This is a genomic window from Nonomuraea zeae (assembly GCF_005889725.1).
GTDB lineage: Bacteria > Actinomycetota > Actinomycetes > Streptosporangiales > Streptosporangiaceae > Nonomuraea > Nonomuraea zeae.
This window is the reverse complement of the sequence record NZ_VCKX01000012.1, coordinates 30905-48240: the sequence shown is the minus strand read 5'-3', so window position 1 is coordinate 48240 and position 17336 is coordinate 30905. Positions and strand designations below refer to the sequence as shown.

Annotated in this window: 17 protein-coding genes; 8 read left to right on the top strand and 9 right to left on the bottom strand. The window is 70.0% G+C overall.

The features are described 5' to 3' along the window. Positions 1-299: 299 nt before the first annotated feature. A complete protein-coding gene (locus ETD85_RS06155) occupies positions 300-896 on the bottom strand; it encodes a TetR/AcrR family transcriptional regulator (RefSeq protein ID WP_170246525.1) in 597 nt (198 codons plus the stop codon). A 116-nt stretch (positions 897-1012) separates the two neighbouring features. On the opposite strand from ETD85_RS06155, the gene ETD85_RS06150 reads away from it, so the two are divergent. The 3 genes from ETD85_RS06150 (at position 1013) to ETD85_RS06140 (ending at position 2597) form a co-directional block, all read left to right on the top strand. Next, positions 1013-1306, top strand: coding sequence for an SDR family NAD(P)-dependent oxidoreductase (locus ETD85_RS06150; protein ID WP_138688624.1), 294 nt, complete (start codon positions 1013-1015; stop codon positions 1304-1306). Next, complete coding sequence (locus tag ETD85_RS06145; RefSeq protein ID WP_138688623.1) at positions 1303-1596, top strand: hypothetical protein; 294 nt, start codon at positions 1303-1305, stop codon at positions 1594-1596. The genes ETD85_RS06150 and ETD85_RS06145 overlap by 4 nt, the downstream gene beginning before the upstream one ends. 92 nt (positions 1597-1688) lie before the next feature. Further along, entirely contained in the window at positions 1689-2597 is a 909-nt protein-coding gene (locus ETD85_RS06140) for an SDR family NAD(P)-dependent oxidoreductase (protein ID WP_240778986.1), read from the top strand. A gap of 241 nt (positions 2598-2838) precedes the next feature. Here the strand turns inward: ETD85_RS06140 and ETD85_RS64480 are convergent, their stop codons facing one another. The 5 genes from ETD85_RS64480 to ETD85_RS06110 all read right to left on the bottom strand — a co-directional run bounded on the left by ETD85_RS64480 (position 2839) and on the right by ETD85_RS06110 (position 8462). Then, positions 2839-3441: a hypothetical protein gene (locus ETD85_RS64480; RefSeq protein ID WP_206058121.1), complete on the bottom strand. Its 603-nt coding sequence runs from the start codon at positions 3439-3441 to the stop codon at positions 2839-2841. Between the two features lie 476 nt (positions 3442-3917). Continuing rightward, entirely contained in the window at positions 3918-4913 is a 996-nt protein-coding gene (locus ETD85_RS06125) for an alpha/beta hydrolase family protein (RefSeq protein WP_240778985.1), read from the bottom strand. A 170-nt stretch (positions 4914-5083) separates the two neighbouring features. Beyond that, a complete protein-coding gene (locus ETD85_RS06120; protein WP_138688622.1) occupies positions 5084-6502 on the bottom strand; it encodes a S41 family peptidase in 1419 nt (472 codons plus the stop codon). After that, positions 6499-7575 carry an ABC transporter permease gene (locus ETD85_RS06115; protein WP_138688621.1) on the bottom strand — a complete coding sequence of 359 codons (1077 nt, stop codon included), beginning with the start codon at positions 7573-7575 and terminating at the stop codon, positions 6499-6501. Before ETD85_RS06115 ends, ETD85_RS06120 begins: the two co-directional genes overlap by 4 nt. After that, positions 7572-8462, bottom strand: coding sequence for an ABC transporter ATP-binding protein (locus tag ETD85_RS06110; protein ID WP_138688620.1), 891 nt, complete (start codon positions 8460-8462; stop codon positions 7572-7574). The genes ETD85_RS06115 and ETD85_RS06110 overlap by 4 nt, the downstream gene beginning before the upstream one ends. A gap of 180 nt (positions 8463-8642) precedes the next feature. Here ETD85_RS06110 and ETD85_RS06105 point away from each other — a divergent pair, with 180 nt between their 5' ends. Both ETD85_RS06105 and ETD85_RS06100 read left to right on the top strand, forming a co-directional pair. Then, on the top strand, positions 8643-9296 hold the full coding sequence (locus ETD85_RS06105) for a response regulator transcription factor (protein WP_138688653.1): 654 nt from the start codon (positions 8643-8645) through the stop codon (positions 9294-9296). Continuing rightward, positions 9293-10372 carry a HAMP domain-containing sensor histidine kinase gene (locus ETD85_RS06100; RefSeq protein ID WP_138688619.1) on the top strand — a complete coding sequence of 360 codons (1080 nt, stop codon included), beginning with the start codon at positions 9293-9295 and terminating at the stop codon, positions 10370-10372. Before ETD85_RS06105 ends, ETD85_RS06100 begins: the two co-directional genes overlap by 4 nt. A 690-nt stretch (positions 10373-11062) precedes the next feature. Here the strand turns inward: ETD85_RS06100 and ETD85_RS06095 are convergent. From ETD85_RS06095 to ETD85_RS06085, 3 genes are read right to left on the bottom strand one after another with little or no spacing between them, the layout of a single operon-like run. Then, entirely contained in the window at positions 11063-12073 is a 1011-nt protein-coding gene (locus ETD85_RS06095) for a lysylphosphatidylglycerol synthase domain-containing protein (protein WP_138688618.1), read from the bottom strand. Continuing rightward, entirely contained in the window at positions 12070-13155 is a 1086-nt protein-coding gene (locus tag ETD85_RS06090; protein ID WP_138688617.1) for a glycosyltransferase family A protein, read from the bottom strand. The genes ETD85_RS06095 and ETD85_RS06090 overlap by 4 nt, the downstream gene beginning before the upstream one ends. 29 nt (positions 13156-13184) lie before the next feature. After that, positions 13185-14408: an endonuclease/exonuclease/phosphatase family protein gene (locus ETD85_RS06085; RefSeq protein WP_138688616.1), complete on the bottom strand. Its 1224-nt coding sequence runs from the start codon at positions 14406-14408 to the stop codon at positions 13185-13187. 171 nt (positions 14409-14579) lie between these two features. Here ETD85_RS06085 and ETD85_RS06080 point away from each other — a divergent pair, with 171 nt between their 5' ends. Genes ETD85_RS06080 through ETD85_RS06070 form a run of 3 tightly spaced genes read left to right on the top strand, consistent with a single transcriptional unit; the run spans position 14580 to position 17335 of the window. Beyond that, positions 14580-15599 carry a glycosyltransferase family 2 protein gene (locus ETD85_RS06080; protein WP_170246524.1) on the top strand — a complete coding sequence of 340 codons (1020 nt, stop codon included), beginning with the start codon at positions 14580-14582 and terminating at the stop codon, positions 15597-15599. Between the two features lie 6 nt (positions 15600-15605). After that, a complete protein-coding gene (locus ETD85_RS06075) occupies positions 15606-16307 on the top strand; it encodes a sulfotransferase family protein (RefSeq protein WP_138688614.1) in 702 nt (233 codons plus the stop codon). Beyond that, positions 16304-17335 (top strand): glycosyltransferase family 2 protein, encoded by a 1032-nt coding sequence (locus ETD85_RS06070; protein WP_138688613.1) that lies wholly within the window; start codon positions 16304-16306, stop codon positions 17333-17335. Before ETD85_RS06075 ends, ETD85_RS06070 begins: the two co-directional genes overlap by 4 nt. The last annotated feature ends 1 nt before the right edge of the window (position 17336 follow it).

Here is a 17336-nt window from a genome sequence, read left to right as displayed (position 1 = left end):
AGCTTTCCGTAATCACGCTCACGGATTGTGTTTCCAAAGGTCGTTCGGGTGCGTTCCATAAGCGACACCCGGATCTTCTCCGAGAAGATCTCCACCCGTGCCACCAGCCGTGGCAAGACCATCGGCGGCGCCACCGTCACCGATCCATCGTCAGGGAGTCGTTCATCGAGCCAAACTCCAGTCCCATCCACCAGTCCGGAGGCCAAGTGGGAGAGACGGAGTCGAGGAGATCATTTCTCAAACAGGTGCTGTCGTCCGACGGCAATGTCGTCCAACGCCGATCTGCCGGCACGTTCGCTCTATGAAGAGCGTTGGCCTCGGCGGTCCGGCCTGGCCTGTAGGCCGTCGAGGACGAGCGCGAGGTAGCGGCGCCACGGCTGCGCGGCACCGGCGGACGGCAGATCCATCACGGAGTCGATCATCGCAACGATGGGCGCGATGTCGCCCACCGTGATGTCGTCGCGCATCGTGCCCTGTTCCTTGGCGCGGGCGATGAGGCAGCCGCAGCACTTCATGATGCCTTCACGGGTGCGTGCGATCTGCTTGCTCTCGCCCGTACCCCGCCGTATAAGTTCGCGGAGCCCGCGATCGGTCGCGGCTTGTTCCAAAGCGTGTTCGAGGAAGACTTTCAGGGCTTCGTAGGCGTCCTGCCCTGCCAGCGCGGCCTGTGCCGCGGCACGGATGTCGTCAAGCTTGCCGGCGTAGACGGCCTCGGCGAGGGCCTCTTTGTTGGGAAACCGTCGGTAGACGGTGCCGACGCCGAGTCCCGCGTGGTGGGCAACGTCGTTGAGCGTGGCTTGCAGCCCGCGCGCGGCGAACACTTCCTGTGCCGCCGCCAGCGTGCGCTGCCGGTTGTGCTCGGCGTCGCGGCGCAGTACCGGTGTCTCTTCGCTCATGGCATCCCGTCCGTCCGGATAACTGGATACATCATATCCACTTCGTGCTAGGCTCCCCGACATAAGCGGATATGCCATATCCACTTCGGTGGGTATGCGGGGAGAGCAGGTGAAACATGAAGACCGTGATCATCACCGGAGGCACCGATGGGCTCGGCAAAGGGCTGGCCCGCCACTACCTCCACCAAGGCGCTCACGTCATCGCCATCGGCAGCACCGCAGAAAAGGGACAGGCCTTGATCGCTGAAGCCAAAGCCCTGACGACCGGACGGGCCGGCTTCGTGCGCGCCGGTCTCACCTCGGTGGCCGGCTCCTGGGAGCTCGTCGAACGGCTCGCCAACCAGCCGTTTCGTGCTGAGCCACGGCCTCCACGACCCGCTGCGGGCCGCCCTCCGTTCCGGTCATCATGAACGTGGGCGCGCCCGGTGTGCCGCTGGGCCGTATCCACTGGGATGACCTGCAGCTGACACGTACCTACAGCGGGACCAAGGCCACCCTGCAGTCCTTCCGGGCTGACGACCTCCTCGGAGTCGCCCCCGGCGTTCTGCATGCCGACAGCGGCGTCTCCTGCATCGGCTACAACCCCGGCGCGGTCTCCACCGGCATGCCCGCGAGCCTGCCGCAACCGCTACGTGCGGTGACAAAGGCGCATTCAACCGGCATGACGCACTACGCCTCCGTGACCTCACCCGAGAGCTGATCTCACGCTGACGGCCATGCCCATGCCCTGTTCCGATGCTTCACCTAACCGACCCAGACGACAGCGTCCGACCAAACCTGGAGAAAGCACAGATGACACTCAGCGACCTGACGGGCAAGACCGCCCTGATCACCGGCAGCACCGCGGGGATCGGCATGGAGACAGCCCGCGGCCTGGCCGAACTGGGAGCCTCCGTCATCCTGGTAGGAATCGATCACGCTCAAGCGCAGCAAGCCGCCCGGGACATCCGCACCAGCGCGGGACACGATCGGGTGAGCGCCTTCGCCGCCGACCTCACCAGCCTCCACGGGCTGCTCCGGCTCGGATCCCAGATCGCCGAGCGCTACAACGCGTTGGACGTCTTGGTCAACAATGTCGGCATGAACCGGCCACGCCGGGAGCTGACCGCCGACGGTGTGGAGAAGATGTTCGCCGCACACGTTCTCACGCCATTCACCCTCACTCACCTGCTCTTGCCGCAACTGAAGCGCGCCGGTCACGCCCGAGTCGTCAACCTGACGGGGGGCATTCCCGGCGGCCCCATCGAGCACGACAACCTGCTGGGCGAGCGCCGCTTCATCGGGTGGACGTTCAGCCACTACAACCACACCAAGACCATGACGATGGCGCTGACGGCCCGGCTCGCCCGGGAACTGCAGGGCACGGGGGTGACCGCCAATGTGGTCTACCCCGGGCACGGCTACACGCCAATGAACCGATCGACCCCGATCACTGCCTTCCCGAAGCTCTACCGGCCGGTCGCGCCCCTGGTTCTGAAGGTCGTCGCTCCGCTTTTCTTGTCGGATCTGACCCGTTCGGCTCGTTCCAGCGTCTATCTGGCCGCGAGCCCGGAGGTTGAGGGCCTCACCGGCGCCTACTTCGACGACAAGTGCCGCCGCAAGCCCTTGCCGGCCAGCGCTCTCGATGAACGCAACCAAAGCGCCGTGTGGAGTCTCTGCGTCCGACTGAGCGCCGACACGCTCACAAGCACCCAAGCCTGATCAAAGCTCCTGCGGTCACCGCCCCCAGGGGGCCTGTCCGCTCCCTTCCGCCGCCATCGACCCCCTGGCAGCACGCCGGCGCCACCCCGACTGCCCAACTCCCCGAACCCTTCCCGGCGGCCTGCGGTCCGTTTCAGGCGGGCCCGCCGCTGAGGGGGACGTCGTCCAGCTCCAGGTGACGGCTCATGTCCAGCTGGAAGCGCCCATACAGGTTCAGATGGGACCAGAACAGAGCTGTCGGCTACCACGACGTCGCCGACGCGCTGCTGCACGTCGTGCTGGTCGACAACACCGGCGACGACGCGGCCGCCAACCGCCACATCAACACCCTCGACCGGCCCGGCGGCGGCCGCGCCGTCGTGCGCCCCACCCCGGCGCCGACGGCCTGGACACCCTGGGACTGGACCTGCTGGTGGCCGTCGGCAAACACCCGCACGCGGCCCGCCGCGAACGCGTGGTCATACACACCTGGCCGATCGCCACCTCCTGGCTGGCCGGCCAGGCCGTCACCGACCTCATCGTCGACGTTCTGGAAGATGGTGTTGAAGGGCCCGGGGTCGCCATGGATGACGCAGTCCTGGCCGGCGGCCAGGACGTGTCCGGCGGTTGTCTCATGCAGGGTGCGAAGCATCCGGCCGCCGCGCGCGTAGGCGCCGAGTGCCCGTTGTGTGGGGTGGTTGGTGGTGGTGCCCGAGATGAATGTCAGGATGTCCCGGCCTCGTTCATCGATGCCCAAGTAGCGCGGAGCATGGGGATAGCCGACGGACTCCAAGTAGGTCAGTACCCGGGCGGCAAAGTCGGCGCGGTTGTCGCGTGTGCGGTGCACCGTGTCACCGACACGCACGACTTCGATCGTTATCTTGGGTTGTCAAGCGACCTGGCTGGTCAGCCGCTTGGAGGTCTGTCAGGCACGTCAGGCAGGTAGACCCCAGCATGCCGAGCACGGTGGGGTCCGGCGCGAAGGCATTCGAGCGTGGGCCTCCCAGTACGGGCCACGGCTTTGGAGAAGGCAGCTGAGGCTCGTACAGCGCGTAGCGCGCTGCAGGCCAACCCGATGGACCGGATCGATACCGTCAAGGTGCCCAAGAACTTGCCCCGCTCCGCCGCGGCGGCCGACGTCGCCTGGCGCTCGACGACCGCGGCTACGTCGCCCTGCTCAAGCTGTACCTGGCCCGCTCAGGCTGCATCGCGGGGCCGTTGTTCCGGGCCGGCGTCAACGGTGCCGGTGGGCCGCTGTTCCCACGACGCCGCCCACCACCGCTGGCAGACCTACTGCGCCCGTCTTCAGCATCCCCCGACGGCTTCAGGGGCCGCCGGGCTTCAGGATCGACCGCAGGTCGCGGGGCAGAATGTGGCCTCGGGGTAGCGCGATGACGGCTTGTCCAGGAGGGGCTGCCGCTGCGACTTCAGGTGCTGGTCGAGGAAGGCCGCCACGTATGTGCGGGTGAGCTCGGCGGCGCGCGCCGCGGGCAGGACGCCGGGGAGGGGCTTGATGCCGAGGGCGTCCGACAGCAGCGGGGTGTCGGTGAAGGATTGGTGTTCCGCGCCTGACAGCACGATCCAGCGCTTCCATCCGGTGAGCAGCTTCCAGTCGCGGTCCCACGTGGGGAAGGGGCCTCCGGAGATGTGCTGCGCCGAACCGAGGAACATGAACGGCCGGGAGAACCCGCTCTTGGGGATCCGGGCGTAGGCGGTGCCGTCCATGTCGATGCCGGCCCGCACCCGGTGGTCCTTCACCATGGTGGCCATGGCGCTGGACCCGCCGATCGACTGGCCGATCATCGCGATGCGGGAGCGGTCGATCCGGTCGGAACCGGCCCACTTCGAGGGCAACTGGTCGAGCACGAACGAGACGTCGGCGGCCCGGCCCGCGACCAACCCCGCGCCGAAGCCGGGATCGGAGTTGCTGTCGCAGGCGAGGCATTCGGCGACCCTGCCGTCGGACAGGGTGGTGGCATAGCTTTCGTAGGTGTGGTCGATCCCGGCCACGACGTATCCGCGGCTGGCCAGGTCCTCGGCCAGAGAGGTGAGCGTGCTCATCGGCTTGGTGAAGCCGGGGGAGAGCACCACCAGCGGCAGCATCTTCCCTGCGGGTTCGGCGTCTTGGATGGCGTTCGTGCGCGTCTTGCTCAGCGTGTCGTACGGCGCGCTCGCGATCCCGGAGCCTTTCAGCAGCAGTTCCGATTCCTTCGGCGTCATGTACGGCGCCCGCTGCCCGTCGCGCTGCTTGGTCGGGTACCACAGAGTGACCTTGAGCTCCCTGGCCCGGACGTCAAGATCCCAAGGGTCAGGGCGGGAGGTGTCGGTCAGATGCAAGGCGGTGGTGCCGACCGGGTGAGGGCCGGTGGGAGTGGGCAGGGTGGCGGGGCGGCCGGCGCGGCGGACACGGCGTCGGATCGGGGCGGCGCGGGTGCGGAGCAGGCGGACGCGGCCAACACGGCCAGTCCCGCGGCGAGGGCCAGGAGCTGTCTCATGGAGAGGTCCGTTCACTTGTGCAGCAAGGTCAGTGCCTTGGCCAGGGCGGGGTCGCGCCCGGCGGCCGCGTCCTTGGGGGTCAGGGGTACGTAGTGGTCGGGCGGCACGCCGACCCGGTCGATCACCTCGTGGTTGGGCCCGAGGTGGTGTCGGGCGGGGAAGCCCAGCGCGGTGTTGTTGCGCAGCAGGTACGCCTGCGCCGGCCCGGAGATGACGCCGGCGGTTCTGGTGCCGACCAGCTGGCCGATGCGCAGGTCCTTGGCCGCGGAGCTGAAGTGCTCACAGGCCGAGGCGCAGCCGGCATCGGTGAGCACCACCAGCGGCAGGCCGAGCAGCTCGACGGTGTCGTCGGTCCGCGATGTCGCGCACTTGCCGTCCACGGCGCACTGGTAGGCGGTGACCTTGCCGTGGACGAACGCGCTCAGCAGCCGGACCGCCTCCGTGGGGCTGCCGCCGCTGTTACCGCGCAGGTCCAGCACGACACCGGACAGCGTCCGGCCGGCGCGCAGCCTGGAGATCGCCCGCAGGACCCGGTCCGCGGAGTCGGGCAGGAAGCTGGTCAGCCGTACGTGAGCGATGTCGTCGTCCAGCAGCTTCGACCGCACCACTTGCAGGGCGACCAGGTCCCGCTGGAAAAGGCCAGGCTGAAGCGTCACGCTCCAGCGGCGTCCGGTGCTCTGCCGCAGGAGGCGCAGCCTGACGGGACGCGCTTCCGGATATTGCGGATAGAGAGCGTTGATCGCGGGGGTGGCCTGGCCATCGATGAAGGGCGCCGATCCGTTGATCGATTCGATGATGTCGCCCGGGCGCAGTCCGGCGTCCTGCGCGGCGCCGCCCTGCACGGTGGTGACGAACAACGGGGCGAGCGCGACGCCGAGGTTGCCGTCCGCTTGCGAATCGTCCACGCTCGCCTGGAACCCGAGACCGTAGCCGTCGCCGTCGTAGTAGTCGGGCGGCTGCTCGACGTCGTGCGTCCAGCCGGCATGGTCGTCACCGAGGGCGGCCACGATGGCCTCAAGGGTGACGATGGCCAGCTTGTCGCGCAGGTCGGGGACCTGATCGGTGATCTTCCGGTAGACGGTCTCGAAAGCGGTCCAGTCGGCTTTGCGGTCCCCGGTCAGCGCGGGCATGGTGGCCTCGGGCAGGTCGCGTCCGTTGCGGTTGAGCTCCTGGGTCAGGGCGACGAATCCGGCGGTCAGCAGTGAGCGGGCGTCCAGGGTGGCGCCGCTGTAGTAGTTGCCGAGGATGCAGAAGTACGCCTGCTCGATGACGTCGATCGTGGTGGCAGTCTCTGGTCCGGGCGCTCCCTGGGGCGGCGCGCAGACCGTACCCGCCGCCGTGCTCTCCTCGCCGCGCGGCGGCGTCGGGGCCGTGCAGGCCGTCGCCAGGAGGAGCGCGAGCCCGGCGGCAGCGATCCTGACGACGGTCATGACAAGCCTCTCCGTACCCGCCAGAAGCAGAGCCAGGTGAGGCCGAGGGTGAGCAGGGTGTAGATCCCGGTCTCGATCCACTGGATGGGCCAGAAGCGCTCGATGGGCTGGTAGGTCGCCTGCTGCCGGTAGCCGAGCCGGTTGATCTCCGCTGTGCATGTGTCCGTGCCCAGTCCCCCCATGGGTGCGCAGGGTCCCGACGTCGTGGAGACCGGGATGGACCGCGCGATCGTCGACGACGGCCCCGAGGCTCCATCGCCGCCGGCGACGGTACGTCCGGACGGATCGAGGAGGTCGCTGGACAGGACCCAGGCGCCCGCGTGGCCGGGGACGGCCGACGTGCTCAGGAAGAGCTGCATGCCTCCGCCTTGCTGTCCTTGCGGCACGAGGCCGTTCACGTTCGTCCGGCTGAGCTCGAACGTGGACGTGACCGGGGGCATCAGGTGGGGACGGACCAGCAGCGGCATGGCGAGCTGGATCGCGGTGAAAGCGACCAGGGTGAGGGCCATGGCGAGCAGTGTGTGGCGTACCAGCACGCCCGCGGTCACGCCGAGGACGAAGGCGAAGGCCGCGTACCCGATCGGGGCGATGCCGCGCGCGCTGAACACCAGGGGCGCCATCTGGGCCATTTCCGGAACGGCTGACTTGTCCAGGGGGTCGGACCACCAGGTGACCGCGAGGCCGCACAGGCCGGCGGCGGCTATGGCCGCCAGGCCGGTGAGCCCGAGCTTGACGGCCAGCCAGCGGGCGCGGGTGACGCTCTGGTTCCACACCAGCAGGTGCGTCCCCGCCTCCAGCTCGCGGGTGATCAATGGCGCTCCCCAGAACAGCCCGACCAGTGCCGGCAGGATCAGCACGACGAGGGTGAGGGCGAGGAAGGGGATCTGGTAGGTGTCGAAGAAGCGGTCGAAGAATTCGTTGCAGGTGTTGTCCGGGGTGCAGCCGGCGATCCCGGCAGCGTAGCGGGCGGCCAGATCCGGGCCGGTCAAGGCCAGCACAGCAGTGAGGACGACGAGCACGGCGGCCGTCATCGCGGCCGAGCCGCGGAATTGCCGCCAGGTCAGCCAGATCATCCCTGCACCTCCAGGGCGACCCGGCGACGCTCAGCGGCGGGCTTGTCCATGTAGGCCAGGACGAGGTCTTCCAGGCTGAGCCGGGTGATCGTCCAGGCGGGGTCGTGGATCGGGGCGTCGGTCCTGACCACGTACGTGCTCTGTCGCTCGGTGTGGCGCGCGGAGACCACCTGCTGGTCGGCGGGGAGCCGGTCGGGATCGCAGCGCGGGCCGGTGAGCCGGTGATGGGTGGCCAGCAGCTGATCGGTCTTCCCTGCGATCTGGACGCGGGAGTCGACGAGCACGATCAGGTAGTCGCAGACCCGTTCCAGGTCGGAGACCAGGTGGGAGGAGAGCAGCACGCTCAGCTTGTGCTCAACGGTGGCCTCCATCAGCCCCTGCAGGAACTCGCTACGGGCCAGCGGGTCGAGCGCGGCCGCGGGCTCGTCCAGGATCAGCAGCTCGGGCCGCTTGGCCAGGCCCAGGGTGAGGGCGAGTTGGGCGCGCTGGCCGCCGGACAGCTTGCCCGCCCGATGGGCGGGGACGAGGCCGAGCCGCGCGATGCGTTCCCGCGCCATGCCGTCGTCCCAGCGGGGGTTGAGCCGGGCTCCCAGCTGCAGGTGTTCGGCGACGGTCAGGCCCGCGTAGACGGGGGTGTCTTGGGCGACGAAGCCGACCTTGGCCAGCTGCGCGGGCGTGCTGCCTGGTCGGCCGCCGAGCACGGTGATGCCGCCTGCGGTCGGCTCCAGCTGGCCGCCGGCCAGCTTCAGCAGCGTGGACTTGCCGGCTCCGTTGGGACCCACCAATCCCACGACGTGGCCCGCCGGGATGTCGACGGTGCACTCGCGCAGCGCCCAGCGCTTGCCGTACTTCCTGTCTAAGCCCTGGGCCTGCAAGATAGAAGTCACGCTATGTCCTCCTGTGCAGAGGTTCGAAAGGGGTGGTCATGAACAGCGCCTCGATCGCCGAGGTCTGGGCCGCGACTCCACGGCTCTGATCATGGGTGTCAGCGTGGCCTGAAGCGGGTTGCACGGTCGCGAACGGATCCGTTAACGCCAGTGAAACCCCGGTTCGGGTATGAACGTCGGATGCGGATTTTGGTGGCCGAAGACGAACGTGACCTGGCCGATCTCGTGGCGGTGGGGTTGCGCCGCCATGCCATGGCCGTTGACGTGGTGTATGACGGGGCCGCCGCGGTGGAGCGATTGGCGGTGCACGACTATGACGTTCTCGTGCTGGATCGGGACCTGCCCGAGATGCACGGCGACCTCGTGTGCCGTGAGCTGGTGGCGCGTGGGAGCCGCACGCGGATCCTGATGATGACGGCGGCGTCGTCGGTGCCGGAGCGAATCGCGGGTCTCGGGATGGGGGCCGACGACTATCTGCCCAAACCGTTCGACTACGCGGAGCTGGTCGCACGGGTGCAGGCGCTGGGGCGGCGCAGCCAGTCGCAGGTACCGCCGGTGCTGACGCGGCGCGGGATCGTGCTCGACAGGCACCGGCTGCAAGCCTCGCGGGACGGGCGGCACCTGCACCTGTCGCTCAAGGAGTTCGCCGTCCTGGAGGTGCTGATGAGAGCGGACGGCGCGGTCGTGAGCTCCGAACGGCTGCTTGAAGAGGCATGGGACGAGAACGCCGATCCGTTCACCACGGTGGTGCGGGTCCTGGTCAGCCGCCTACGGGCCAAGCTGGGCGACCCCCCGTGCATTCAGACCATTCCCGGTGCGGGATACCTGCTGTGACGACGATCCGGGTACGGCTCACGCTGATCTACTCTGGACTGTTCCTGCTGACCTCGATCGTGTTGCTGGTCACGGTCAACCTCCTGCTGCGCCGGACGCTGGAGGCGCGGATCGCCCGTCTGGGCGGGAGAGTGGTGGAGCTGACGCGGGGAGCGCCGGTCGATCGGCCGCCGCCGCTGCCGCAGCTGCCCGAGCTGGTGAACGGGGTGATCGGCTACCAGTGGCAGGCGACCGTGTTGACGGTCGGGATCCTGGCGCTGGTCTCGTTGGTCGTCGGCTGGCTGGTCGCCGGGCGGATCCTGCGGCCCATCCATCGGATCACCGCCACCGCGCAGCGGCTGTCCCTGTCGACCCTGCACGAACGGATCGCGCTCGCCGGGCCGAAGGACGAGCTGAAGGAACTGGCCGACACCTTCGACGCGATGCTCGACCGGCTCGAACGCTCCGTCGCGGGGCAGCGGCGGTTCATCGCGAACGCGTCCCACGAGTTGCGGACCCCGCTGGCCGTCCAGCGGGCGGCGATCGAGATCGGGCTCCCCGAGGACGTCGGCGAGATCCGCGGCACGCTCCTGCTCCACAACCACCGCGCGGAGAAGCTCATCGATGCCTTGCTGGTCCTGGCCCAGGCGGAACACGGCCTGGACGACAGGAGTCCGGTGGCCCTGGATGAGGTGGTACGGCTCGTCCTGGCGGAAACAGGTTCCGACGGCATCACCGTGACGGAGCGAACAGAGCCGTTCGTCGTCGATGGAGACCCTGTCCTGCTGAACCGGCTCGTCACCAACCTCCTCGACAACGCGGTCCGCTACAACCATCCCGGCGGAACGGTTGAGGTAACGCTCTCCCGTGGAGTTCTGACAGTCCGTAACACCGGCCCGCACGTGCTCCAGGAACGTTTCGGCGATCTCTTCGAGCCCTTCCGGCGGCTGCAGACGACCCGTGGACAGGGCGCCGGGCTCGGGTTGTCGATCGTCGCGTCGATCGCGAAGGCTCACGGGGCCGACGTGCGAGCGAGCCCCAACCCGGGGGGCGGGTTGGAGCTCGTCGTGGATTTCGCGGGATCTAGTGATCAATAACGTGGGGTGATCAGTCAAGCAAGAAGAGGAGCGATGCATGAACTACCTCTCGCGGCGAGCACATGTCATGGCCCTGGTGAACGCCTCGGCCACGACGTCCTCGGCGTGGTCGGGCCCGAGGCGCCGCGCGGCGTTCCCAGGAGATGTTCCGAACGGGTCGAGGCCGTCTCCGATCAGGCCGCGAGCTCGTCGGCCAAGGCGGCCAGAGCGCACGCTGGGGCGCGCGATCGTCTCCCAGTTGGTCGTCATCGCCGGCACCGCCGGCGACCACCGCGAGGTCCTCGGCCTGACCGTCGGCGAGCAGGCGTTCTGGACCGAGCTCCTGCGTTCCCTGGCCTGCACGATCGGTCGCGTGTGCGGTGCACCGTGTCACCGACACGCACGACTTCCACGGCATTGTTGCCGCCGGCGAGAAGCTCCTCGCTAAATCGGCTCCCGGATCGTGGCGGCGAACGCCACTCTCGGCAGTCTTCTGGTGCCCGTCGCGTACGCGGTAGCGGGCCCCTTTGGCCCGTCGTGGGAGTGCGAGCCGTCCTGGCCGGCTGTGGAGCTGTCGTTCTGCTGGGAGCCGGGACCGTCGTCTCCTTGCGGGAGGTCCGGCACCTTCAGATGAGCAGCATCCCGGGTAAGGCCACCGGTTGAGACATGTGCGACAGGGACCGTCCCTGCACGGCGGCTCGGCGGTGGCGGTCACCGGCTTCCGGCCGGGGGTGACACCGCAGGCTCAGGGATCTCCTGCGGGCCGGTCCGGCCGCGGCGGATCAGGTACTCGGCGGTCGCCAGGGCGGCCGCGCCGAGCAGCACCTCGCTGACGGTGGAGACCAGACGGCTGGCCAGGGCCACCACCGCGGCGGCGGGGGCGGGCAGCACCAGCGTCAGCGCGGCCGTGAGCACCGCCTCGCGGACGCCGATCCCGTCGGGGATGAACACGCTCGCGATCCCGGCCGAGGTGGCGAGCGTGAACGCGCCGACGCACAGCATGAGCGAGCGGGACGGAGCGGCCCCCATCGCGATGGCCAGCGGCCACACGTGCAGACCGGTGACCACCCACGACAGGCTCTGCCAGGCCACCGCGAGCCGCACCCCCCGGACGGAGGCGGCCTTGGCCGCCGTGGGGCGGCGCAGCAGCCGCAGCAGGAGCGCGGAGCCCTGGTTGACGATCTGCGGGCGCACCAGGACGAGCACGATCAGCACGGCGGCGCCGGCCAGCCACGCCGCCTGCGCCCCCAGCAGTTGCACGCCCGCGAGCAGCCCGACCGTGAACCCGCTCAGCAGCACCACGCTCATGACGAGCGCCGCCGTGGTCATCAGCCGGCCGAAGGTGACGCCGTTGGCCGTGGCGACCTTGGTGGCCGCGATCATGCCGGGCACCCGTCCGGGCAGGTACTTGGACAGGAAGCCGACGAAGAAGATCCGCACCACGCGCGGCTCGCTGACCGGGGGGCCGAGCTCCAGCAGGACGACGCGCCAGCCGAGGAACCCGAGCGACAGCCCCGCCACGCTCGCCAGCAGCGAGCCGCCGAGCAGGAGGCTGATCTGCCCGGCGTCGCGTCGCGTGAACAGGACACCGACCACGCTCCAGTCCAGCCGGGACATCGTCCACACGATCGCGGTGACGACGGCGACGGCGAACGCGCCGGCCAGCGCCAGCTTCAGCGGACGCGGCAGCCGGGGGAGCCGGGGCAGCCTGATCGATCTCACTCGCGCGCCCCGGCCGACGGCACCGGGGACCGGCCCGTCCTGACCGGCTCTCCCCGCCGGCGGCCCAGCTCGTAGGCGACGCGCAGCAGCCCCACGCAGGCACCGAGGAAGAAGGCCGTGTGGAAGCAGAGCTGCATCCAGGCGACCCACAGCCCGAAGCGGACGCCGCGGTGGCGGCGGGCGAAGCCGATGAACGTACGGTTGCGGCGCAGGAACACCGCGAGCGCCGCCGCCGGCACCGCCAGCAGCCACGGGCTGACGAGCGCGAGCGGCAGGGTGAGGAACGCGGCCGTCGCCGAGGCGGAGGAGACCTTGGGCGGTTTGCGACGCTGGTTCTGGCCCGTTCCGATCATGTTGAGCTGGAAGCCGACCTTGCCCTCACCCCGCAGCCGCCGCGCCCGCACCATGATCAGCGGCAGCGTGGTGGACCGGACGAACCGCTCCGCCAGGCAGCCCCAGAAGCGGTCCTCGTCGTCGGCCCTCGTGACCACGGAGGTGGTGACGACCAGCCGGTAGCGGGCCGGGACGCGCGTGCCGAACTCGAAGTCCTCGCCGTCGCGCAGCCGTTCGTCCAGCCCGCCCGCCTCCTCGAAGACGTGGCGCGGGATCAGGGTGCAGGACAGGAACGTCGCCGTGGTCCGGCTGCGCTCGTAGTGCTCGCACAGCACGCGGTAGCGCTCGACCGGGCCGTCGTCGTACAGCGGCTCGATGTCGTAGATGCCCTGGACCATGCCGCAGTCCGGCGTCTCCCGGTACGCCTTGACCGCGTTGCGCACCGCGTCGGGGGCGAGCGCGGTGTCGGAGTCGACGAAGAACAGCAGCGGAGCCGTGCTGGCGGCCACCCCGAGGTTGCGGGCCCCCGCCGGCCCCTGGTTGCGCGACGACTGGACGATCGCGCACGGGAACTGCCGGGCAATCTCCAGCGAGCCGTCCGTGCTGACGTCGTCGACGACGATGACCTCGGCCGGGCGGTAGGTCTGCGCGTACACCGACTCCAGGCAGGCCCGCAGGGTTTTGCGCTTGTTGTAGTTCGGCACGATGACCGCGACGTCATCACGCCGGACCACCTCGTCAGGCATCATCCGTTCCCTTCCTTGGTGGGCCGCGCCGGTCAGGACACCGACACGACCATGCGCTGGGCGCGATGGTCGGACAGGCCCTCGGCGCCGGGCAGCTCGTAGCGGTGCACGGTCACCTCGGGGCTGGTGTACAGCCAGTCGATCCGCCACAGCTCGGCGGTCCCGGCCAGGTAGGTCGCCGGATAGAGGGACGAGAGCGCGGGCGTCCTGTCGATCAGCCGCTCAGGGAGCAGGCGGCGCACGCCCATCGCGGGGGAGGTGTTCAGGTCGCCGGCGAGCACGACGGGATGGGGGTTGGCCGCGACGTCCGCGCCGATGGCCCGGTAGCTGGCCTCCCGCCGCAGGGTTCTGCTGAAGGCGACGTCGCGGGACCCGGCGTCGTACAGCCGCCATTCGAGCGGGGGCTGGGAGATCTGGGCGTCGTAGAAGGAGACGGTCGTGCCGTTGACGTCGATGTCGGTACGCAGCGTCTCGACCGTGTAGCCCTCCGGCCAGCCGCGCAGCGCCTCGGGGATCTCCTTCTGGTCGGGCGGCAGCCACGGGCGCAGGTCCAGGCCGCGGTGCCCGAGTATCGGGAACCGCGAGAGCGTGATCTGCTCGCCGGAGGCCGCGACGTGGTAGCCGGGGAACTCGCGGCGCAGCTCGGCCAGCTTGTCGATGCGCAGCGCCAGGTCGGCCGTCCACCGCTGGGCCCGCATGTCCCCGGCCCGGGTGTCCACGTAGAGGTATTCCGTCAGCAGGTAGACGTCGGCATCCAGCTTGTGCAGGTAGGCGTAGAACTCGGGTGAGTACCGGTCGCCCTCGGCCGTGCGCCAATCCTGGTCCCAGAACTCGGTGTTCCAGGCGGCCACGGTGATGCCTCCCGGGCCCGCGGGCGGCGGCGTGTACCAGAGGGCGGCGTAGTTGACCCCGCTCGACCCGGCGCCCAGCACCGCGGTGGCCACCAGCAGCGATATGACCCGCCGGCGCACCGGCCGGGCCAGCGGCGCGACGACCAGCAGCAGCGCGGGGACCGCCAGGAACAGCAGCGGCGGTATCAGCTCGATCGGGGCCCACAGCGAGGTGCGCCCGCTGGCCAGCAGGTGGCAGAGCACGAAGAGCAGCCAGGCCACCGAGGCGGTCACGACCAGCTTGGTGCCCCAGCACCAGCGCCGTCGTGGGCGGATGAATCGCCGGGCACGTTCCGCCCACGGCCTTTCCGGCAGGGGCGGCGTGGGGGAGAGCCGCCGCTCGGTCACTGCGTCCCCGTCGCGCATCGACACCGTCCTCGGTGGGTGGTCCGGTGCCGAACGTACTCAGTGGTCCTTGTCGCATCCTTGTCAGCGGGCGGCGGCCGGGCAGGCGCGTGCGGCGCGACAAGAATGGGACAAGCCGCTGTGCCTAGCGTGAACCGGACACGAGGTCTCGCACGGCCAATGGAGCACATCATGAGTCGGGAGCACCCGCTAGTCTCGGTCATCATCCCCAGCTACAACCGGTCCGACGTGTTACGACTCTGCCTGGCTGCGGTCGAAGAGCAGACTTATCCGTATATCGAGGTCATCGTGGTGGATGACTGCGGCACCGAGGACGTGGCGCAGGTGGCCGCGGCCAAGGGCGCCAAGGTGGTACGCACCAAGGTCAACGGCGGCCCGACCCCCGCGCGCAATCTCGGCGCCGAGCACGCCACCGGGGAGATCCTGTTCTTCCTCGACGCCGACATCGCCCTCGACCCGGACGCCGTCGAGAACGCGGTCCGCGTCCTGGACGCCCACCCGCGGATCGGCGCCCTGGGCGGCATCCTGCGGCCCGAGTCGCTGGTCTCGCAGAGCCTGGCCTCCCAGTACCGCGCCCTGCAGATGCACCGCTGGTGGATGCCCGCCCACCGGCCGACGCTCGAGTTGCACGCGGCCGTGCTGGCGGTCCCCGCCAAGGTGTTCGCCGAGGTCGGCCCCTTCGACCCCCGGCTGCGCGAGACCGTCTCCTCCGACTACCGCGTCCGCGTGACGCGGTCGTACCAGGTGAAGCTGAGCGACGCGATCCGCGGACGCAAGGACCACGACGCCACCGTGCGGACGATCCTGCGCAAGGTGTTCCGCCGCGCCCGCATGAGCGCGCTGGACTGGCGCAAGGGGGAGACGCCCGGCGACTCCGTGCCGCGCGCGATCGGCGGCGTCCTGCTGCTCGCCGCCGTCCCCGCGCTCGCCCTGCCCCTCGTCCTGCCCGCGGCGGCGGGCCGCGCCGGCGCGCTCGTCTCGCCCGCGCTCGTCGCCGCCGCCATGGCCCTGGACGCGGGGACCTACCGCTTCGCCTGCACCCAGCGGGGCCTGGCGTTCGGCCTGTACTTCTCCGGCGTGCACCTCGCCGTCACCTTCACCGGCGCGCTCGGCGGAGCGGTGGGCGTCCTGGAGGGGTTCGCGCTCACCCGGCTGGAGAAGCCCGCCCGGATTCTCGCGGGCCAGGACTGACCGGCCATGCAGATCATCGGCACCGGCTTCGGCCGGACGGGAACGCTCTCGCTCAAGACGGCGCTGGAGCGGCTCGGCCTCGGGCCGTGCCACCACATGGTGGACGTGTTCGCCCACCCCCAGCAGATCAGGTCGTGGCTGGCCGCCGCCGCGCCCGGCGAGGTGAACTGGGACCGGCTGCTCGTCGGGTACGAGTCGTGCGTGGACGGGCCGACCTCCGCCTACTGGGAGCAGCTCGCCGGGCACTACCCGAAGGCCAAGGTCATCCTCACCACGCGCGACCCGGACCGCTGGCTGGCCAGCATGCAGCGGACCCTGTTCGCCCAGCGGCGGCGCATCGAATCGCTGCCGGGCCGGGCCGCCGTCCTGCTGTCGACGCTGCTCGGCACCGACCTCGCCGCGTTCGTCAGGATGGTCGACACGACCCTCGACGCGCGGACCTTCGCCACACCCGCCGACCGGGCGCCCGGACGGGCCGTCCAGCTGTTCGAGGAGCACGCGGCCAGGGTGATCGCCGCCGTCCCGGCCGAGCGGCTGCTCGTCTTCGACGTCGCCGACGGCTGGGGCCCGCTGTGCGAGTTCCTCGAGGTCCCGGTCCCGGCCGAGCCCTTCCCCCGGGTGAACGCGGCCTCGGACTTCACCAGGAGCGGCCTGGGCCGGCCCCTGCCACTGTTACTGCGCCGGACAAGGAGAGGGGAGCACCGATGACGCCGCAGGCACCGCCTCTGGTCTCGGTCATCGTGCCGAACTACAACTACGCCCGCACGCTCGGCCTGTGCCTGAGCGCGCTGGAGCGGCAGACGTACCCGCGGATCGAGGTGATCGTCGTCGACGACCGCAGCACCGACGACTCGGTGCAGATCGCCCGCCGGCACGGGGCGCGGGTCGTGGTCACCGACACCAACATCGGCGCCCCGGCGGCGCGCAACCTCGGCGTCGAGCACGCGCGCGGAGAGGTGCTGTTCTTCCTCGACTCGGACCTGGCGCTGGCCGAGGACGTGGTCGAGCACGCGGTGGACCTGCTCACCGCCGATCCCACCCTGGGGGTGGTGTGCGGCACCTACGACCCGGAGCCGCTCATCCCCGACAGCCTCGTGGAGCGCTACCGCAGCCTCCAGCTGCACTACTGGATCTCCGGCGACGAGGGCGAGATCACCACGATCTACTCCGCGCTCTTCGCCATGCGGGCCGAGGTCTTCCGCGAGGTGGGGCCGCTCAACCCCGCGCTGCGCCACAGCGAGAACGCCGAGTACGGCCACCGCGTCACCCAGCGCTACCGCATCGTGCTGGACAACAGGATCAGGGGCCGGCACGACCACGACGACCGGCTCAAGGTGGTGCTGTCGAAGTTCTTCCACCGCGCGCGCCTGCACATCCCGCTGTACCTGCGCCGCCCGGACTTCAACGGCGGCCCCACCAACAGCAGCCGCGGCTGGGGCTCGCTCGCCGCCCTGTTCGCCGTGCTCACCGCGCCCCTGCCCGTGGTGCTCGGCCCGGTCTGGCTGGCCGCGCCGCTCGTGCTGCTGGCCGGCTCGGTGGCGGCGGACCTGGGCATGTACCGCTTCGTGTGGAGCTACGCCGGCCCGCGCTTCACCCTGTACTTCACGGCCGTGCACTTCCTGGTGAACGTCACCGTCGCGGTGGCGGTGTTCGCCGGCGCGGCCCAGTGCCTGCTGTCCAGCCGGTTCCGCCGCACGTACGACCTGCCCGCCCCTTCCGCGTCGGCCGGGGTGTGAG

Coding starts and splice junctions, on each gene's coding strand:
- ETD85_RS06115 (WP_138688621.1), bottom strand. CDS start 7,575: ATGATCTGGCTGACCTGGCGGCAATTCCGCGGCTCGGCCGCGATGACG.
- ETD85_RS06150 (WP_138688624.1), top strand. CDS start 1,013: ATGAAGACCGTGATCATCACCGGAGGCACCGATGGGCTCGGCAAAGGG.
- ETD85_RS06085 (WP_138688616.1), bottom strand. CDS start 14,408: ATGCGCGACGGGGACGCAGTGACCGAGCGGCGGCTCTCCCCCACGCCG.
- ETD85_RS06070 (WP_138688613.1), top strand. CDS start 16,304: ATGACGCCGCAGGCACCGCCTCTGGTCTCGGTCATCGTGCCGAACTAC.
- ETD85_RS06145 (WP_138688623.1), top strand. CDS start 1,303: ATGAACGTGGGCGCGCCCGGTGTGCCGCTGGGCCGTATCCACTGGGAT.
- ETD85_RS06140 (WP_240778986.1), top strand. CDS start 1,689: ATGACACTCAGCGACCTGACGGGCAAGACCGCCCTGATCACCGGCAGC.
- ETD85_RS06080 (WP_170246524.1), top strand. CDS start 14,580: ATGAGTCGGGAGCACCCGCTAGTCTCGGTCATCATCCCCAGCTACAAC.
- ETD85_RS06155 (WP_170246525.1), bottom strand. CDS start 896: ATGAGCGAAGAGACACCGGTACTGCGCCGCGACGCCGAGCACAACCGG.
- ETD85_RS06075 (WP_138688614.1), top strand. CDS start 15,606: ATGCAGATCATCGGCACCGGCTTCGGCCGGACGGGAACGCTCTCGCTC.
- ETD85_RS06120 (WP_138688622.1), bottom strand. CDS start 6,502: ATGACCGTCGTCAGGATCGCTGCCGCCGGGCTCGCGCTCCTCCTGGCG.
- ETD85_RS06105 (WP_138688653.1), top strand. CDS start 8,643: ATGCGGATTTTGGTGGCCGAAGACGAACGTGACCTGGCCGATCTCGTG.
- ETD85_RS06090 (WP_138688617.1), bottom strand. CDS start 13,155: ATGATGCCTGACGAGGTGGTCCGGCGTGATGACGTCGCGGTCATCGTG.